This window comes from Ruegeria haliotis (assembly GCF_013377785.1).
GTDB classification, from domain to species: domain Bacteria; phylum Pseudomonadota; class Alphaproteobacteria; order Rhodobacterales; family Rhodobacteraceae; genus Ruegeria; species Ruegeria haliotis.
The window spans coordinates 304,964-319,903 of record NZ_JABXWT010000003.1 but is presented as its reverse complement, the minus strand read 5'-3'; the positions used below and the strand labels follow the sequence as shown (position 1 = coordinate 319,903).

Here is a 14,940-nt window from a genome sequence, read left to right as displayed (position 1 = left end):
GTACACAAGACCAGAATTGATACCGGTCAAAGGCTTGTCAGTACGGCGCCTCGACATCGTTCATCGAAACATAAACCATCTTCATTTCACTGAAATGATTGATGGCCAGTTTTGAGTTCTCGCGACCGACACCAGACATCTTTGACCCACCAAACGGTGCTTCGACCGGGGCGAGGTTGTAGGTGTTGATGTAACAGGTGCCAGCCTCGAACCCAGCCACAATGCGGTGGGCGCGGGTCAGGTCATTCGTAAAGACACCAGCCGCCAATCCAAATTCGGTGTCATTGGCGCGAGCCATGACCTCTTCCTCGGTATCGAAATCCAGCACCGACATGACGGGCCCGAAGATCTCTTCGCGCGCAATGGCCATGTCGTCTGTCACATCTGCAAAGACTGTCGGCTGCATATAGAACCCGTCGCCCTCGATCCGGGCGCCACCATAGACCAGCCGCGCGCCTTCCGCTTTGCCTTTTTCGATATACCCCAAAGCGATATTCATCTGGTTTTCGCTGACCATCGGGCCAAAATTGACCTCTTCATCCAGAGGATCCCCGATTTTCGCGGTTGCCAGACGTTCAGACAGACGGTTCAAAAAGGCGTCCTTGATGCCTTTCTGCACAAAGACGCGGGTGCCGTTTGAACACACCTGACCCGAGGAATAGAAGTTCCCGTTAATTGCCCCTGAGACGGCGTTTTCAATGTCAGCGTCATCAAACACGATCATTGGGGACTTGCCGCCCAATTCCATCGTCACATGCTTCATGCCATCCGCCGCAGCGGCATAGACTTTGCGGCCAGTCGGGACCGATCCGGTCAACGACACCTTGGCTACGCGCGGGTCGGTCACCAGCGCGGCACCAACGTCTCCGTACCCTTGAACCACGTTGTAGACACCCTTGGGCGCGCCAGCTTCGATCAGGATTTCAGCCACTTGCAGCGCCGACAAAGGGGTCGTCTCGGACGGTTTGAAAACCATCGTGTTGCCGCAGGCCAGCGCCGGAGCCCCTTTCCAGCACGCGATCTGGGTCGGGTAGTTCCATGCGCCGATGCCGACACACACGCCCAGCGCCTCGCGGATGGTGTAGACAAAGTCGCCGCCGCCCAGCGGGATATGCTCACCGGTCAGCGATGCGGTCAGACCGCCAAAATATTCCAATGCGTCCGCACCCGAAGTCGCATCCGCCACCAGCGTTTCCTGCAGGGGTTTGCCGGTGTCGTGAGTCTCGAGGATCGACAACTCGCGGTTCCGGTCACGCATGATATCGGCGGCGCGGCGCAGGATGCGGCCCCGTTCGGTTCCCGACATAGCGGCCCACGCCGCTTGGGCGGATTTGGCGCTGTTCAGAGCTTTGTCCACAATGGCTGGTGTGGCGGAATGCAGGCGGGCGATGACCTCGCCCGTGGCCGGATAGACGACGTCGATCACGGCACCGTCAGAATCGTCTACATATTGCCCATCGATGAAGTGACTGGCCGTGGGTTGAAATTTCATGGAATCGTCCTTTGATATTCCTTGGACGCGCAGATAACGCGCGCTGATTTTAGTCGCAAGACGACGGGACAGGCTGGTTGGGAAACGGCGCAAAAAGTGCCACGACCGGCGGAAATCTTGAAAAAGTTCCATAAATGTTCTATATTTGTTCCACAAAGTTCTTCAGGTGGAACGGAGGTTTTCGAGTTATGACCCACGCTGCCCGTCAAAGCTGGTTCGATACACCCAGCAACGATTACTATTTATTGCCGGTCACGGACCGGCAGATGCGCTATGCCCGCGCGATTGCCGAACAAACCGCGCTTGAGATTCCGGTCGAGGCACAACGCGACCGCAAATCGATGTCAGACTGGATTTCGGCGCACAAACCGCAGGACCCGTCCCCCTTTGCCAACTATCCATCCGGCAAACAGATCGCCTTTGCCGAGCGTATCTCACGCAGCAAACGGCGCCCGATTCCGTCTGAATGTTTCCGCGACAAACAGAGGATGTCACGCTGGATCGATCAGAACCGTTGATCAGCTGCGATTGTGGGTATGCGAATAAATAGTGACCGCCGCGGCAACAAAAAGCCCCAGTAGGATGTAGCCTGTCACAGCCTCGGCCGCAGCCAGAGCGCGACACAGACCGACAGGAGACAGATCGCCATACCCGACCGTTGTGAATGTGACGTATGAGAAATACAGCGCGTCGGCAGGCCCTTGCGCGCCAAGGACGCAAAGATCCTGATAGCCAAAGGCGCCGTACACGGCGGCGAACAGGAACGGCACCACCTGGATAAAGGACACGCCCATCAGAAACAAAAGCCGACGCGGGGATTTCACCTGAGTCATGTAGAACCAGGATTGCGATACGATCCAGATCACCAGCCCCACCGCCGCGATGGTGCCGATGGTATCGCCGGCGGCGGCCTCGCTCAGGCGCGACAGCCCGTACCAGGCCAGAAAACTGGCAATGACCAGCCCAAGTGCCGCGACAAGCGTGGATTTCCATTCTTCCAAGGTTCTGGGTTCACGGGACATGGACACTCCGGCAAGCTGACTTGCCAGCGATCATCCAGTGTCACGCGGGTACTCGCAACCCGAATTCAGTCTGACCCCAAATGTTCAGCCCCGTGTGTGCGCGCCAGAACGATTTGCTTTTGCCGTTCGCGAAACCGCATCTTGTCCGCCTCGGACGTCTCGTTGATGCATTCATGGCAAGAGACGCCATGCTCATATTCGGGTCGTTTCACATCTTCGGGCAGGATCGGGCGGCGACAGCCGTGGCACAGTTTATGCGGCCCTTCGACCAGCCCGTGCCCAACCGAGACACGGTTGTCGAACACGAAACAGTCGCCCTGCCAAGTGCTGCCCGTGGCGGGCATCTCTTCAAGGTAACGCAGGATGCCGCCTTTCAGGTGATAGACATCCTCGATTCCTTGCCCCAGCAGGTAGTTGGTGGATTTTTCGCAGCGAATTCCACCGGTGCAAAACATCGCGACGCGCTTATTGTGAAAGCGGTCCTTGTTCTTCTCCCACCAGATGGGAAAATCACGGAAACTGGCGGTTTCAGGGTCTATTGCGCCCTCAAACGTGCCGATCGCCACCTCGTAGTCGTTGCGTGTGTCAATCACGACTACATCGTCCGAGCGGATCAGATCATTCCACTCTTCCGGCTCGACATAGTTGCCAACGCGGGCGCGCGGATCGACGTCCGGTTGACCCATGGTCACGATTTCCCGCTTCAGACGCACTTTCATCTTGCCAAAAGGTGGCTGATCCGAGGTCGCCTCTTTCCAATCCAGATCTGCGCAACCCGGCAGAGCCTGGATATGGGCCAGCACCGCATCGATCCCCGCACGGGGGCCTGCGATAGTGCCATTGATCCCTTCTTGTGCCAGCAGCAGAGTGCCTTTGACGGATTGCGCACGGCACAGGTCTAACAGGGGCTCGCGCAGCGCGGCGTGATCCGGGAAGCGGGTAAAGTGATACAGGGCAGCAATTGTGTACATGCGCGCGGTCTAAACCCGCGGGCACAGAGTCGCAAGAGATCGGATTGACGGCTTGCGCCCGGCCCCCTACCGATAAAGCAGTCAAAGGAGGCTGCCATGACCCATGCCCTGATCGTAATCGATGTCCAGAACGATTTCTGTCCCGGCGGTGCCCTCGCCGTGCCCGGCGGGGATGAGATCGTGGCCCCCATCAATGACATGATGGACGAGTTCGATGCGGTAATCCTGACGCAAGACTGGCACCCGGCGGACCATTCTTCGTTCGCCAGTTCCCACGCGGGCAAATCCCCGTTCGAGATGACCGACATGCCCTATGGCCCGCAGGTTCTGTGGCCCGATCATTGTGTTCAGGGCAGCGAAGGCGTCGATTTTCATCCCGATCTTCGCACACATGCCGATCTGATCATCCGCAAGGGGTTTCGCCCTGATATCGACAGCTATTCGGCGTTTTTCGAAAACGATCAGAAAACACCAACTGGTCTGAAAGGATACCTGGACTCTCGCGGAATTACCAAATTGACCCTGGTCGGGTTGGCGACCGATTTCTGCGTTCATTATTCGGCGGTGGATGCCGCAAAACTGGGGTTTGACGTCACGGTTCCACTAAACGCGTGCCGGGCAATCGATATGGACGGGTCGCTTGCAGCGGCCGAGCAGGCAATGCGCGACGCGGGCGTGACGCTAACCTAGGGCGACGCGCCAGCGGCGGCCAGAAATTTGAACACAACAAACAGAATGACGGCCAACCCAAGGGCGAAACCGATCCGCCCGGGCACAGCGCGTTTCTGAGGTTTGGCTTGGTCGCGTTGCGGCGGTTCCTGCAGAACAGGGGCCGAGCGGACGACCCCATTCCCCGGCTGCGCCCGTTTGACATGACCGAGGAACTGCCAGAAGTCGAACTCACCACAATATTCGCCCTGAACGCCCCGCCCTTTGATATTCTCAAACAGGGCACGCAAGATACGCTCCCGCTCTGGCGTGTCTTCGGATGGATAAACGCCGGGCGCGATACCGCTGTCATGGGCGTCCAGTCCGAAGCCCGCATCCTGAAACATCTTGCGAACCTTGGGCGACGCGCCGCGCAAGGCATCCGCCGTCTTGATGTCCCGAAACAGTGCGCGCACCTCGACGCCTTCCGCAGCGCCCGATTTCGCAAGCTCAGGATCAGTGTGGTCCAATGCTTTCTTTACAATATCAAAATCGTACTCGAGACCCATTCACCAAATTCAACCTTTTCGTCCATCCCGCCCCCTCAGTAGTCGGTGATAAGATCAAACAATATGCCCGCATTGTGACGTCATACTGGCATTGTCACCAAATCAGCGACTCTTGCCATTCACCGTGCCGATTGATCTAACAACGGAAATCGCAGGAGTTCCCCATGGTCGACATCGCGACCCGTGTCTACAATCACAAATGGAAGATCGACCCGATTGTGCGGTCTTTGATCGATACGGATTTCTACAAACTGCTGATGTGTCAGTCAGTGTTTCGAAACAAGCCTCAAACGGATGTCGTGTTTTCGCTGATCAATCGGTCGAATCACGTACCACTTGCCCATCTGATCGACGAAGGAGAGTTGCGCGAGCAGCTTGATCATATCCGTACGCTCAGCCTCAGCCGCGGCGAGAGCACATGGCTGCGCGGCAACATGTTCTATGGCAAACGCCAGATGTTCCGCTCGGATTTCATGGAGTGGTTCGAGAACATGCGCCTGCCGCCCTACCACCTGGAGCGTAAAGGCGATCAGTACGAACTGACATTCGAAGGCAAATGGCACGAGGTCATGCTGTGGGAAATCCCGGCGCTGGCCGTACTGATGGAGTTGCGGTCCCGCGCCGTTCTGAACGACATGCGCCGGTTCGAACTGCAGGTGCTGTATGCCCGTGCGATGACCCGTGTTTGGCAAAAGATCGAACAGTTGGGAACCATCGATGGCCTTGGGATCGCGGATTTCGGTACGCGGCGGCGGCATTCGTTCCTGTGGCAGGACTGGTGCGTTCAGGCAATGATGGAGGGGCTCGGGGAGTCCTTTACCGGCACCTCGAACTGCCTGATCGCCATGCGCCGCGAGGTTGAGGCCATCGGCACCAACGCGCATGAACTGCCGATGGTTTATTCTGCCCTGGCCGAAAGTGACACAGAGCTGGCCCAAGCGCCTTATGACGTGCTGAGCGACTGGCACGACGAACACGACGGAAACCTGCGGATCATTTTGCCGGACACATATGGCACCAAGGGATTCCTTGACCACGCGCCCGACTGGTTGGCTGGTTGGACCGGTATTCGCATCGACAGCGGCGATCCGGCAACCGGGGCTGAAATTGCGATTGACTGGTGGAAATCACGCGGCGAGGATCCGATGCAAAAGCGGGTCATCTTCTCGGATGGGCTGGATGTCGAGAAAATAAAGGAACTGCACAGTCAGTTCGCGCATCGCACCAAGGTTTCCTTTGGCTGGGGCACGTTGCTGACCAATGATTTCCGCGGGTTTGTTCCCAATGACGCATTGGCGCCATTTTCCGTGGTTTGCAAAGCCGTTTCCGCCAATGGTCGCCCGACGGTCAAACTTTCGGACAACCCGCACAAGGCGATGGGACCGGCGGATCAGATCGACCGGTATAAGCGGGTGTTTGGTGTTGGCGCGCAGGAGGCGATCGAGGTGATCGTTTAGGACGTCAACCTTCGACCAAGTATTTGATGTTGTGTGCTATAGTACCGGAATAGTTTTGGTATTTGGAGAACACTATGGCTGGTGTCGAAAACCCCGTTACCCTTGAAACTGCATTTTTGGAGCGCGATGAAAGAGGCCTGCACACGATTGCGGCTTATCTGATCAGCCGGGCTACGGTTCTGACCACACCAATAGAAGCGTTGGACTACACGTTCCCGGACGAAGATGCGGCTGAGCTCGGATTCAACTTGAAAACGCCCATCCAACAACTTGAAGGCCGGGTCGCTGCACCCTCGGTGCCGGGCCCAAGCGATGAGGGCGCTATCGAACGTGCCATAAACGCGCCAGAAGCCTATTATTTTCAATTGGCTGAACTGATTCAGGCGGCCGAAGAATCAGGCACGACCCCGGACATTCTGGCCGCCGTGAAATACGGTCTTTCCGCTCCGGACGGCTTGGTCCGGGTTGCATCGTTAAGCTCGGGCCTCAAAGTTTTTGAGTTGGACTCGTTAACGCCACTGGCTCGATTTGAGTGGTTCGCGCGGCGGTTCGACAGTCTTTCGGACCTCACGCGCGACGTGTTCTGGTCTCTTTTTCAAGCCTTCGCGGCGGGGACGCCGCAACCTCTACCTGACACACCAGTACAGCCAGGCCCCGGTCCGCAGCGTCGCTCGGGGTTGATACTGGTGCATGGCACCCATTTCGAGTTCAACCCGGATCCAGATTGGTACTACCCCGCAACCGGAGACCTACATCGATACATTCACCCACACCGCAACGACATCTACTCGGGCGACGATTTCTTTGAATGGGAAGGGCGCTGGTCCGATCGCGGGCGGGCAGTGGCCGCCAAGAATTTCACGGCTTGGGTACGGTATCACGGACTGGAGGGCTGCGACGTGGTCACGCACAGCCATGGTGGGAATGTGGTCATGAAGGCAGCTGAATCAGGTTTGAAGCTGCGCCGGGTTCTGTTTCTGAGTTGTCCCGTGCATTGGAACAAATACAATCTTTTGCACGGCAATATTACCGAAGCCTACGCAGCCAGGGTCAGGTTCGATTTCGTTGTCCATGCGGACGGCGGCGCCCAGAAATTCCCTGCAGAAGCCCACCTTAAGCAGGAGCGGCAGGTTGGTGAATACTTTGGCGGGCATTCGGACACGCGGAAATCGGACACCTGGCAGAGCGACAGGATTGAGAATATGCTGATGTAGGGATCGACCCTCGGTCTAGCCATGGTAAGCAGCTACCGTCTTGAGCTGCGAGAACCCATACAACGCTTCGAACCCCTTTTCGCGGCCATGACCGGATTTTCCAACCCCTCCGAATGGCAGTTCGACACCGCCGCCGGCGCCGTAGTTGTTGATGAACACCTGACCCGAACGCAGTCGTTTCGCCAGCCGCATTTGCCGTGCCCCGTCGCAAGTCCAAATGCTGGCCACCAGGCCGTAATCGGTGTTATTGGCCAATGTTAGAGCCTCTTTTTCAGTTTCGAAGGGAATCAATACCTGAACAGGACCGAAGATTTCATCCTGCGCCAGCACATGATCGGGGGGCACTTCTGAGAATAGCGTAGGCTTCACATATGCGCCCGCCGTCGGCGCATCGTCGATAATTTTGCCCTGCGCGGTAATCGTCAGGTCCGCCCCCTTTTCCAGGAACCCTGCAACAATCTCTTTCTGCCTGCTGGAAATCAAAGGGCCGAGCCGCAAATCCGCCACTGCGGGACCGACCGTCAACTGACCATAAGCGTCGGCCATACGTGATTTGACCTGCTCGTACACACCGCGCTGCACCAGAATGCGCGAGGATGCCGAACATGTCTGCCCCGCATTCTGTATACCTGCATTCACCAGAAATGGCAGAGCCGCATCAAGATCAGCATCGTCAAAGACCAGTTGCGGGGATTTGCCCCCCAACTCCAGCGTCACGGGCACCACGTTGCGCCCCGCTGCCTGTTGGACCAGCGCCCCGGTGGCAACCGATCCGGTGAAAGAGATGTGATCGACGCCCGGATGCCCTGCCAGGGCCGCGCCCGCCTCGGCCCCCAATCCGGGTACAACATTCAGCGCGCCGGATGGCAGACCCGCTTCAAACGCAAGATGCGCAAAGGCCAGCGCGGTCAGGCACGCCTCTTCTGCCGGTTTCAATACGCAGGCATTGCCCATAGCCAATGCCGCCCCGACCGAGCGGCCAATGATCTGCATCGGATAGTTCCACGGCACGATATGGCCCGTCACCCCATGCGGTTCGCGCAGGGTATAGACGGTATAGCCATCCAGATAAGGAATGGTCTCGCCCATCACCTTGTCCGCCGCCCCACCGTAGAATTCGCAATACCGCGCCAGCGCCACGGCATCGGCCCGGGCCTGCGTCAATGGCTTGCCGACATCCATCGCCTCAAGCAGCGCCAGATCATCCACGCGGTCCAACACCAATTGACCAAGCCGGCTGAGGATACGCCCTCTCTCCAGCGCGGTCATGCGACCCCAGTCGCCTTCCCGCGCGGATCGCGCTGCTTTGACGGCGGCGTCAATGTCGGGCTTTCCGCCCCGCGCGATCCAACAGAGTTCCGACCCGTCGGACGGGTTGATCAGCGGCAGGTTCTGACCTGATAGGGGCGGACTCCATGCACCATCAATCAAACAGAGACTGGGATCAAACCAGAGTGGGCTAGTCATAGGTCGCTCCATTTTTTGGCTCTAATTAAAGGTCAAACGGTATTTTTTATGCGGCACCTTTGCCGATTTCAGGCAGTTGAGGCGCGGCAGCAATTAATGCCCTCGTGTAAGAATGCTGCGGGTCGCCAAAGACATGCTCGGTCTCGCCCTGTTCGACGATCTGCCCGGCCTGCATCACCAACACCCGATCGGTAATTGTGCGAACAACGCTCAGATCGTGGCTGATGAACAAATAGGTCAGATCATAAGCCGCGCACAACTCGGCCAGCAGATCCAGAATCTGCGCCCGGACCGAGACATCAAGGGCCGAGACCGCCTCGTCAAACAGGATCAGTTCGGGTCGGATGATCAGCGCCCGGGCGATTGCAATGCGCTGACGCTGCCCGCCCGAGAATTCGTGGATATACTTGGTCGCATCGTCAGCACGGAGCCCCACGGCCTTTAATATCTCGGCCACACGATCCTGCCGGTCTGATCCGGTGGGAGGAGTATTTAGCAGATGAAACGGTTCGGTGATCAAACGCGCGACGCGATGGCGGGGGTTGAAACTGCCAAACGGGTCCTGGAACACCACCTGCATTCTGCGCCGCACGTCCAGATTGGGTTTGTGGCTGGAAAAAACCGGCTGACCATCAAGCAGAATTTCACCCTGCTGTATCTCTTCCAACCCAAGAATTGCGCGTGTTAGGGTCGATTTTCCACATCCAGATTCACCGACCAACCCCAGACGTTCGCCTTTATTGAGTGTGAAACTCACCTGATCGACAGCGCGATGCTGACCCGGCGCGTCGAACAGGCGTTTACGTGGCAGTCGATAGTCGCGAACCACGTTCGCGACCTCAAGCAGCGGGTATGTCTGCGGGACCTCTGGCAGAATGACGTGGTGACCAGATGCTTCGAACAACATGCGGGTATATGGATGCTGCATGTTGCGCAGCAGATCAGCCGTAGCGTCAGCCTCGACCACTTCGCCCCGGCGCATCACGACAATCTGGTCGGCCATTTCTGAGACAACCGCCAGATCATGCGTGATCATCAGCAGCCCCATACCATATTCCGTAACCAGCCCCTTGAGCAGATCAAGGATCTGCGCTTGGGTGGTGACATCCAATGCCGTGGTCGGCTCATCCGCGATCAACAGCTTGGGACGCAAGGCAATGGCCATTGCGATCACAACGCGCTGTCGTTGACCACCAGACAGCTCATGCGGATAGCGCGACAGCGGGAGCCTGTCGACTGGCAGGCCGACGCGGGTCAGCACTTCTTGTGTGCGGTCCCGTGCCTGGTTCCGCGGCATTGCCTTGTGGATCAGGATCGTTTCCATCACCTGATCGCCAATTGTCTTGACCGGGTTCAAGGCAGTCATCGGTTCCTGAAACACCATACCGATCGAAGCGCCGCGCAGACGACACATCTCGGCCTCAGGGTGATTCAGCAGTTCCTGCCCGTCCAACAGAACCGACCCTTCGGCCACAGCACCGTTGGGTTGCAGTTGCATCACGGTCAAAGCGGTCATCGATTTGCCCGACCCGCTTTCGCCGGTCACCGCCACAATCTGTCCCGGATCGATGGACAGGCTGACATCCCTTAAGATGTCCACACCGTGAATAGCCAGCGACAGGTTTTCGATCTGCAGCAAACTCATGCGCGGGCCACCCTGATACGAGGGTCCAGCCAGTCACGCAGCCCATCCCCCAGCAAGTTCAGACCCAACACCGTCACGATGATGGCAAATCCCGGAATCAGAGCCAAATGCGGGGCAAAACTGACCATTGTCTGTGCATCGGCCAGCATCCGCCCCCAGCTTGGCGTCGGAGGTTGCGCGCCCAGACCGACATACGACAAACCGGCCTCGGCCAGTATCCCCAGCGAGAACTGAATGGTTCCCTGCACGATCAGAAGATTGGCCACATTGGGCAAAATATGCTCGGCCGAAATCCTTGCTGCCCCCTTGCCCGAAACACGGGCCGCGAGGATGAACTCACGCTCCCACAGGGATAGGGCCGCGCCGCGGGTGATGCGGGCGAAAACGGGGATATTGAAGATACCGATGGCAATGATGGCGTTGATCGCCCCCGCTCCGAACACCGCCGTGATCAGGATGGCGATGACCAGCGACGGGAAGGCAAAGACCATATCATTGCCGCGCATGATCACCTCGTCCAGCCACGATCCCTTTCGCGCGGCGGCAGTTAGTCCCAAGGGCACGCCCAGCGTCATTCCGATACCCACAGCCACCGTTGCCACGGCAATCGAAGTACGTGCGCCGACCATGATCATGGAAAACATGTCGCGCCCAAAATGATCTGTACCAAACCAATGCTGCAGGCTGGGAGTCTGCAACTTGGCCGGGATATTCAGCGCAGCATGGCTGTACGGCGTCCAGACAAAAGAGATCAGCGCGGCCAACAGAACCAGCGACGACAGACACAGGCCGAGGATCAAATTGCGGCTCATGTCCGGCTCCTCAACCTTGGATCGACAGCGGCATAGGCCAGGTCGACTAGGAAATTCACGGTGATCACGGCAAAGACCAGCAGCATGACCACCGACTCCACCACAATCAGATCCCGGGCCGAGATCGCCTGAAACACCAACCGGCCCAGGCCGGGCAGATAGAACACCTGTTCGATGATAATCGACCCGGCCAGCAAGAAGGAGAATTGCAACCCGATGATGGTCAGCACCGGGATCAGCGCGTTGCGCATCCCGTGCCGCCACAGCGCCTGACGACGGGACAGGCCCTTGGCGCGGGCGGTGCGCATGAAATCTTCGCCCAGGATGTCCAACAGGGCCGAACGCATGACACGGGCAAGGATCGCGGCCTGCGGCAGCGCCAGCGCGATGGCGGGCAATGTCAGGGATTGCAACCCGGTCCAAAGTCCGTTGTCCCAACCCGCAAAGCCACCGGCATTAAACCAGCGCAGGTTGATGGCAAAGATCAGCACCAGCATCATGGCGAACCAGAAATTCGGCACCGCAATGCCCAGCTGCGTTGCGCCCATTACTGCCAGATCACCCGGTTTGCCGCGTCGCGCAGCCGCATAGATCCCCGCCGGAAAGGCAATCAATGTGGACAGCGTCAGCGCATAAAGCGCCAGCGGCAGAGACACCCACATACGATCCGCGATCATCTGCGACACCGGTGTGCGATAAGTGTACGAGGTGCCAAAATCCCCCGTCAGCATCCCACCGACCCAATCGACATATCGCTGTAGCTTCGAGGCGTCCAACCCAAGCTCGGCCCGAAGCGCCGCCAGTGTATCGGGCTGCGCGTTCACCCCCAGCATGAAGGTCGCCGGATCCCCCGGGGCAACCTCGATCACCGTAAAAATCACCACCGAGGCGACAGCGAGGCTGAGGATCAAAGAGATCAGGCGTTTAAGCGAATAGCGTAGCATTACCGATACGTTAAGGTTGCATAGGGGACGGGTCCAGCACCTAAGGCACCAACAGATAGGCAAAAACCGCATAGCCAACGATGGCCGCGTAACCCAGCGGATAGATCCATTTGATTGCGTAATTGTCCAGCTTTCTCGCCGTCCCTTCCCTGCCGGATACCTTCAGCCTTCGCAATGCGACGTTGAAAACGATCAGCGCCCCGGTCATCAGGAACATACATTGCAGGATGAAATCCAGAAATGTCAGGTAACCCAGCTTTGGCAGGTCTGCGGATATCGCCCAGTTGAAGGCCACAAAGACCAACAGGTTACCGCCGGCAATCTCAATCCGCCTACGGTATTCATCCAGAAAGAACAGGGCCCAACCCACGCTGACCAGCACCAGCATCGGCAGAAATACCCGAATGACATAGTATGTCAGATGCCGCTTGCCTTCGAAAACCAACGCAACCTGATCGCTTTCCCGACCCGACAAACCGATGACCTGAGATGTCTCCAGTCTGTCATTTTGCAAAATCCACTCTTCTTCGCCCAGAAGATCACCGAGGCCGGAAAGCTCGTTCAGCGGATAGTAAGATACGTAGTCGGACGGAAACACCGAGACGATATCGAAATGAAATTCCTGCGTGTCGAAGGGGTAGTTTCGAAAATCAAAATAAGGGGCTTGTAACGTCAGCGAGGATTTCTCGACGTAAAAAACACGCCCGTCCGAGCGCAGAGACGCCGCGGATTCGTGGATCCATTTGTTGGATTGTTGATTGTGAATGACAAAGGCGGGCACCACTGCCCCGATATCCGTCGCATGCTCAACCAGTGCCGATGGGTTGAAGACCCGAATGTCGCGCCCAAACTCTTCGGGGTCGAAGGCCAGCGCCGGGTCGGCCCATTCAGCGCGCAGAATGACTACAGCGCCATAGTTCTCGGCCTTCTGGTCGACGCTGGTGATCTGGTCGATCTTGATACCGATGCCAACGTCGAGCGGGTTCTCCGGCGTGCCGACCAGCGTCTCAATCCCTCCACCAAGCACGTTTTGCGCCTGCGACTGCCCACCCCAGATGGCAGCCAGACTAGCGACCAGACCAATCAGACAGATTGCGCGGGCCAATTTCATGTTCAATCCTACTCAAAAGAATCCATAGGCCGGGGCTGCGTCGCAGCCCCGGCGCAGGTTCACTCGGACCAGTGGATCACCGTCAGATCAATTGCAGCGGTGGGTGCGTTTTTCCAAAGGCCCTGCACGCCGGCCTTGGCCACACCCAACTTGGCCAGTTGGAACAGATATCCGTTGACATAATCGTTCGAGATCAGGCGCTGCGCATCACCCAGAAGTTTTGCCCGCTCTTCCGGGTCGGTGGTCGTGTTCAGCGTGTCCATCAACGCCTGCATATCGGTGCTGTCATACTGGAAATAGTAGTCGGGTCGCGCATAGATCCCGATATCCATCGGTTCGGTATGGCTGACGATGGTCAGGCCGAAATCCTTGCCGTTGAACACCGATTCCAACCACTGCGCCCATTCTACATTGATGATCTCGGCCGTGATGCCAACTTCGGCCAGTTGCGCCGCGATGATTTCCCCACCGCGACGGGCGTAAGATGGAGGTGGCAGATGCAACGTAGTCTCGAACCCGTCCGCAAACCCGGCCTCTGCCAACAACTCTTTGGCTTTTTCAGGGTCATAGGCGGACTCTCCGGTTAGATCTACATAGGCCGGGTTGTGCGGTGCGAAATGGGTACCGATAGGTGTGCCATAACCAAACATCGCCCCGTCAATGATGGCCTTACGATCAATGGCATGGGCCAGCGCCTGGCGCACACGGATGTCGTCAAACGGCGGTTGCATGTTGTTGGTGGACAAGATCGTCTCACCCTCGGTCGAGCCGACCAGCACCTGAAACCGCGGATCCGCCTCGAACTGAGGCAGGTTTTCCGGCGCCGGGAAGTTGTCGAACACGTCGACATCTTCGGCCATCATCGCGGCGAAGGCAGCCGTGGGGTCCGAGATGAATTTGAATGCTGCAGTCTCTAACGCGGGCTCATCGCCCCAATAATTGGGGTTGCGGTTCAAGGTAATGCTATCGCCCTGAACCCAGTTGCCAAAGGTGAATGCGCCAGTTCCGACCGGGTTGGTCTTGATGTTATCAATGCTCTCGGGCGCAACAATCACGGCATCACCCCAGGCCATGTTGAACAAGAAATTTCCGTTCGGCTCCGACAAGGTGACCTTAGCGGTCAGCGGATCGACAACCTCGACGCTTTCAATTCCGGCAAACAGGGCTTTCTGCGCGTTGGCGCTGTCTTCGGCTATGGCGCGATCAAGACTGAACTTGACATCCTCGGCATCCATCACCGTGCCGTCGTGGAAGGTCACGCCATCCCGTAGTTTGAATGTATAGACGGTGCCGTCATCCGAGATCTCCCAGCTTTCTGCCAATCCCGGCACGACCGAGCCGTCACCCATAAAGCGGGTCAGGCCTTCGAACACATTGGTGTAGACCACCGAATCGATGGCCTGCGCGGCGGCGCTGGTCGGGTCCAGATGCGGCGGTTCCAGCTGCATCGCGATCTTGATGTCGGATTTGGCAAAAGCCTGGCCCGCCAGAACGCTGGCGCCTAGCGCCAGCACCGAAGCAAAAGTCCGAAACGTCTGCTTTGTCATGAGATTCTCTCCCCGCTGAAATGGGATCGCCCGCTATTCTG

14 protein-coding genes are annotated in these 14,940 nt (G+C 57.8%); 4 read left to right on the top strand and 10 right to left on the bottom strand.

The window, feature by feature from the left end; genetic code table 11:
• Window positions 1-37: 37 nt before the first annotated feature.
• Window positions 38-1,492: a betaine-aldehyde dehydrogenase gene (betB, locus tag HW561_RS10050; protein WP_176864257.1), complete on the bottom strand. Its 1,455-nt coding sequence runs from the start codon at window positions 1,490-1,492 to the stop codon at window positions 38-40.
• Between the two features lie 188 nt (window positions 1,493-1,680).
• Between betB and HW561_RS10045 the strand changes: the two genes are divergently transcribed.
• Window positions 1,681-2,010, top strand: a complete 330-nt coding sequence (locus tag HW561_RS10045; RefSeq protein WP_176864255.1) for a hypothetical protein — start codon at window positions 1,681-1,683, stop codon at window positions 2,008-2,010.
• Here HW561_RS10045 and HW561_RS10040 read toward each other — a convergent pair whose 3' ends face one another.
• Together HW561_RS10040 and trhO are read right to left on the bottom strand one after the other, a co-directional pair.
• The gene (locus HW561_RS10040; protein WP_176864252.1) at window positions 2,011-2,514 is read right to left on the bottom strand and encodes a potassium channel family protein; all 504 of its coding nucleotides are present in this window, start codon (window positions 2,512-2,514) and stop codon (window positions 2,011-2,013) included. It abuts the gene before it with no gap.
• 65 nt (window positions 2,515-2,579) lie between these two features.
• Window positions 2,580-3,485: an oxygen-dependent tRNA uridine(34) hydroxylase TrhO gene (gene trhO / locus HW561_RS10035; RefSeq protein WP_176864250.1), complete on the bottom strand. Its 906-nt coding sequence runs from the start codon at window positions 3,483-3,485 to the stop codon at window positions 2,580-2,582.
• A 96-nt stretch (window positions 3,486-3,581) separates the two neighbouring features.
• On the opposite strand from trhO, the gene pncA reads away from it, so the two are divergent.
• A complete protein-coding gene (pncA, locus tag HW561_RS10030) occupies window positions 3,582-4,175 on the top strand; it encodes a bifunctional nicotinamidase/pyrazinamidase (protein ID WP_176864248.1) in 594 nt (197 codons plus the stop codon).
• Here the strand turns inward: pncA and HW561_RS10025 are convergent.
• Window positions 4,172-4,702 carry a hypothetical protein gene (locus HW561_RS10025; RefSeq protein WP_176864246.1) on the bottom strand — a complete coding sequence of 177 codons (531 nt, stop codon included), beginning with the start codon at window positions 4,700-4,702 and terminating at the stop codon, window positions 4,172-4,174. The two genes, pncA and HW561_RS10025, sit on opposite strands and share 4 nt — an antisense overlap.
• Window positions 4,703-4,866: 164 nt before the next feature.
• Between HW561_RS10025 and pncB the strand changes: the two genes are divergently transcribed.
• Window positions 4,867-6,159 carry a nicotinate phosphoribosyltransferase gene (pncB, locus tag HW561_RS10020; RefSeq protein ID WP_176864244.1) on the top strand — a complete coding sequence of 431 codons (1,293 nt, stop codon included), beginning with the start codon at window positions 4,867-4,869 and terminating at the stop codon, window positions 6,157-6,159.
• A 74-nt stretch (window positions 6,160-6,233) separates the two neighbouring features.
• Window positions 6,234-7,373 carry a hypothetical protein gene (locus HW561_RS10015; protein ID WP_176864242.1) on the top strand — a complete coding sequence of 380 codons (1,140 nt, stop codon included), beginning with the start codon at window positions 6,234-6,236 and terminating at the stop codon, window positions 7,371-7,373.
• A 15-nt stretch (window positions 7,374-7,388) separates the two neighbouring features.
• Here HW561_RS10015 and HW561_RS10010 read toward each other — a convergent pair whose 3' ends face one another.
• From HW561_RS10010 to HW561_RS09985, 6 genes are read right to left on the bottom strand one after another with little or no spacing between them, the layout of a single operon-like run.
• The gene (locus tag HW561_RS10010) at window positions 7,389-8,840 is read right to left on the bottom strand and encodes an aldehyde dehydrogenase family protein (RefSeq protein WP_176864240.1); all 1,452 of its coding nucleotides are present in this window, start codon (window positions 8,838-8,840) and stop codon (window positions 7,389-7,391) included.
• A gap of 46 nt (window positions 8,841-8,886) precedes the next feature.
• Complete coding sequence (locus HW561_RS10005; RefSeq protein ID WP_176864238.1) at window positions 8,887-10,485, bottom strand: ABC transporter ATP-binding protein; 1,599 nt, start codon at window positions 10,483-10,485, stop codon at window positions 8,887-8,889.
• Window positions 10,482-11,297: an ABC transporter permease gene (locus HW561_RS10000; RefSeq protein WP_176864236.1), complete on the bottom strand. Its 816-nt coding sequence runs from the start codon at window positions 11,295-11,297 to the stop codon at window positions 10,482-10,484. The genes HW561_RS10005 and HW561_RS10000 overlap by 4 nt, the downstream gene beginning before the upstream one ends.
• Entirely contained in the window at window positions 11,294-12,241 is a 948-nt protein-coding gene (locus HW561_RS09995; RefSeq protein WP_176864235.1) for an ABC transporter permease, read from the bottom strand. The genes HW561_RS10000 and HW561_RS09995 overlap by 4 nt, the downstream gene beginning before the upstream one ends.
• Window positions 12,242-12,281: 40 nt before the next feature.
• A complete protein-coding gene (locus tag HW561_RS09990) occupies window positions 12,282-13,352 on the bottom strand; it encodes a ligand-gated ion channel (RefSeq protein ID WP_176864234.1) in 1,071 nt (356 codons plus the stop codon).
• A 59-nt stretch (window positions 13,353-13,411) separates the two neighbouring features.
• Window positions 13,412-14,899: an ABC transporter substrate-binding protein gene (locus HW561_RS09985; protein WP_176864233.1), complete on the bottom strand. Its 1,488-nt coding sequence runs from the start codon at window positions 14,897-14,899 to the stop codon at window positions 13,412-13,414.
• Window positions 14,900-14,940 lie beyond the last annotated feature (41 nt).

Bases quoted from the DNA above. Each gene is read 5' to 3' on its own strand.
- HW561_RS10045 (WP_176864255.1), top strand. From the start codon at position 1,681: ATGACCCACGCTGCCCGTCAAAGCTGGTTCGATACACCCAGCAACGAT.
- HW561_RS10015 (WP_176864242.1), top strand. From the start codon at position 6,234: ATGGCTGGTGTCGAAAACCCCGTTACCCTTGAAACTGCATTTTTGGAG.
- HW561_RS09990 (WP_176864234.1), bottom strand. From the start codon at position 13,352: ATGAAATTGGCCCGCGCAATCTGTCTGATTGGTCTGGTCGCTAGTCTG.
- HW561_RS10040 (WP_176864252.1), bottom strand. From the start codon at position 2,514: ATGTCCCGTGAACCCAGAACCTTGGAAGAATGGAAATCCACGCTTGTC.
- trhO (WP_176864250.1), bottom strand. From the start codon at position 3,485: ATGTACACAATTGCTGCCCTGTATCACTTTACCCGCTTCCCGGATCAC.
- betB (WP_176864257.1), bottom strand. From the start codon at position 1,492: ATGAAATTTCAACCCACGGCCAGTCACTTCATCGATGGGCAATATGTA.
- HW561_RS10005 (WP_176864238.1), bottom strand. From the start codon at position 10,485: ATGAGTTTGCTGCAGATCGAAAACCTGTCGCTGGCTATTCACGGTGTG.
- HW561_RS09985 (WP_176864233.1), bottom strand. From the start codon at position 14,899: ATGACAAAGCAGACGTTTCGGACTTTTGCTTCGGTGCTGGCGCTAGGC.
- HW561_RS09995 (WP_176864235.1), bottom strand. From the start codon at position 12,241: ATGCTACGCTATTCGCTTAAACGCCTGATCTCTTTGATCCTCAGCCTC.
- HW561_RS10010 (WP_176864240.1), bottom strand. From the start codon at position 8,840: ATGACTAGCCCACTCTGGTTTGATCCCAGTCTCTGTTTGATTGATGGT.
- HW561_RS10000 (WP_176864236.1), bottom strand. From the start codon at position 11,297: ATGAGCCGCAATTTGATCCTCGGCCTGTGTCTGTCGTCGCTGGTTCTG.
- pncA (WP_176864248.1), top strand. From the start codon at position 3,582: ATGACCCATGCCCTGATCGTAATCGATGTCCAGAACGATTTCTGTCCC.
- pncB (WP_176864244.1), top strand. From the start codon at position 4,867: ATGGTCGACATCGCGACCCGTGTCTACAATCACAAATGGAAGATCGAC.
- HW561_RS10025 (WP_176864246.1), bottom strand. From the start codon at position 4,702: ATGGGTCTCGAGTACGATTTTGATATTGTAAAGAAAGCATTGGACCAC.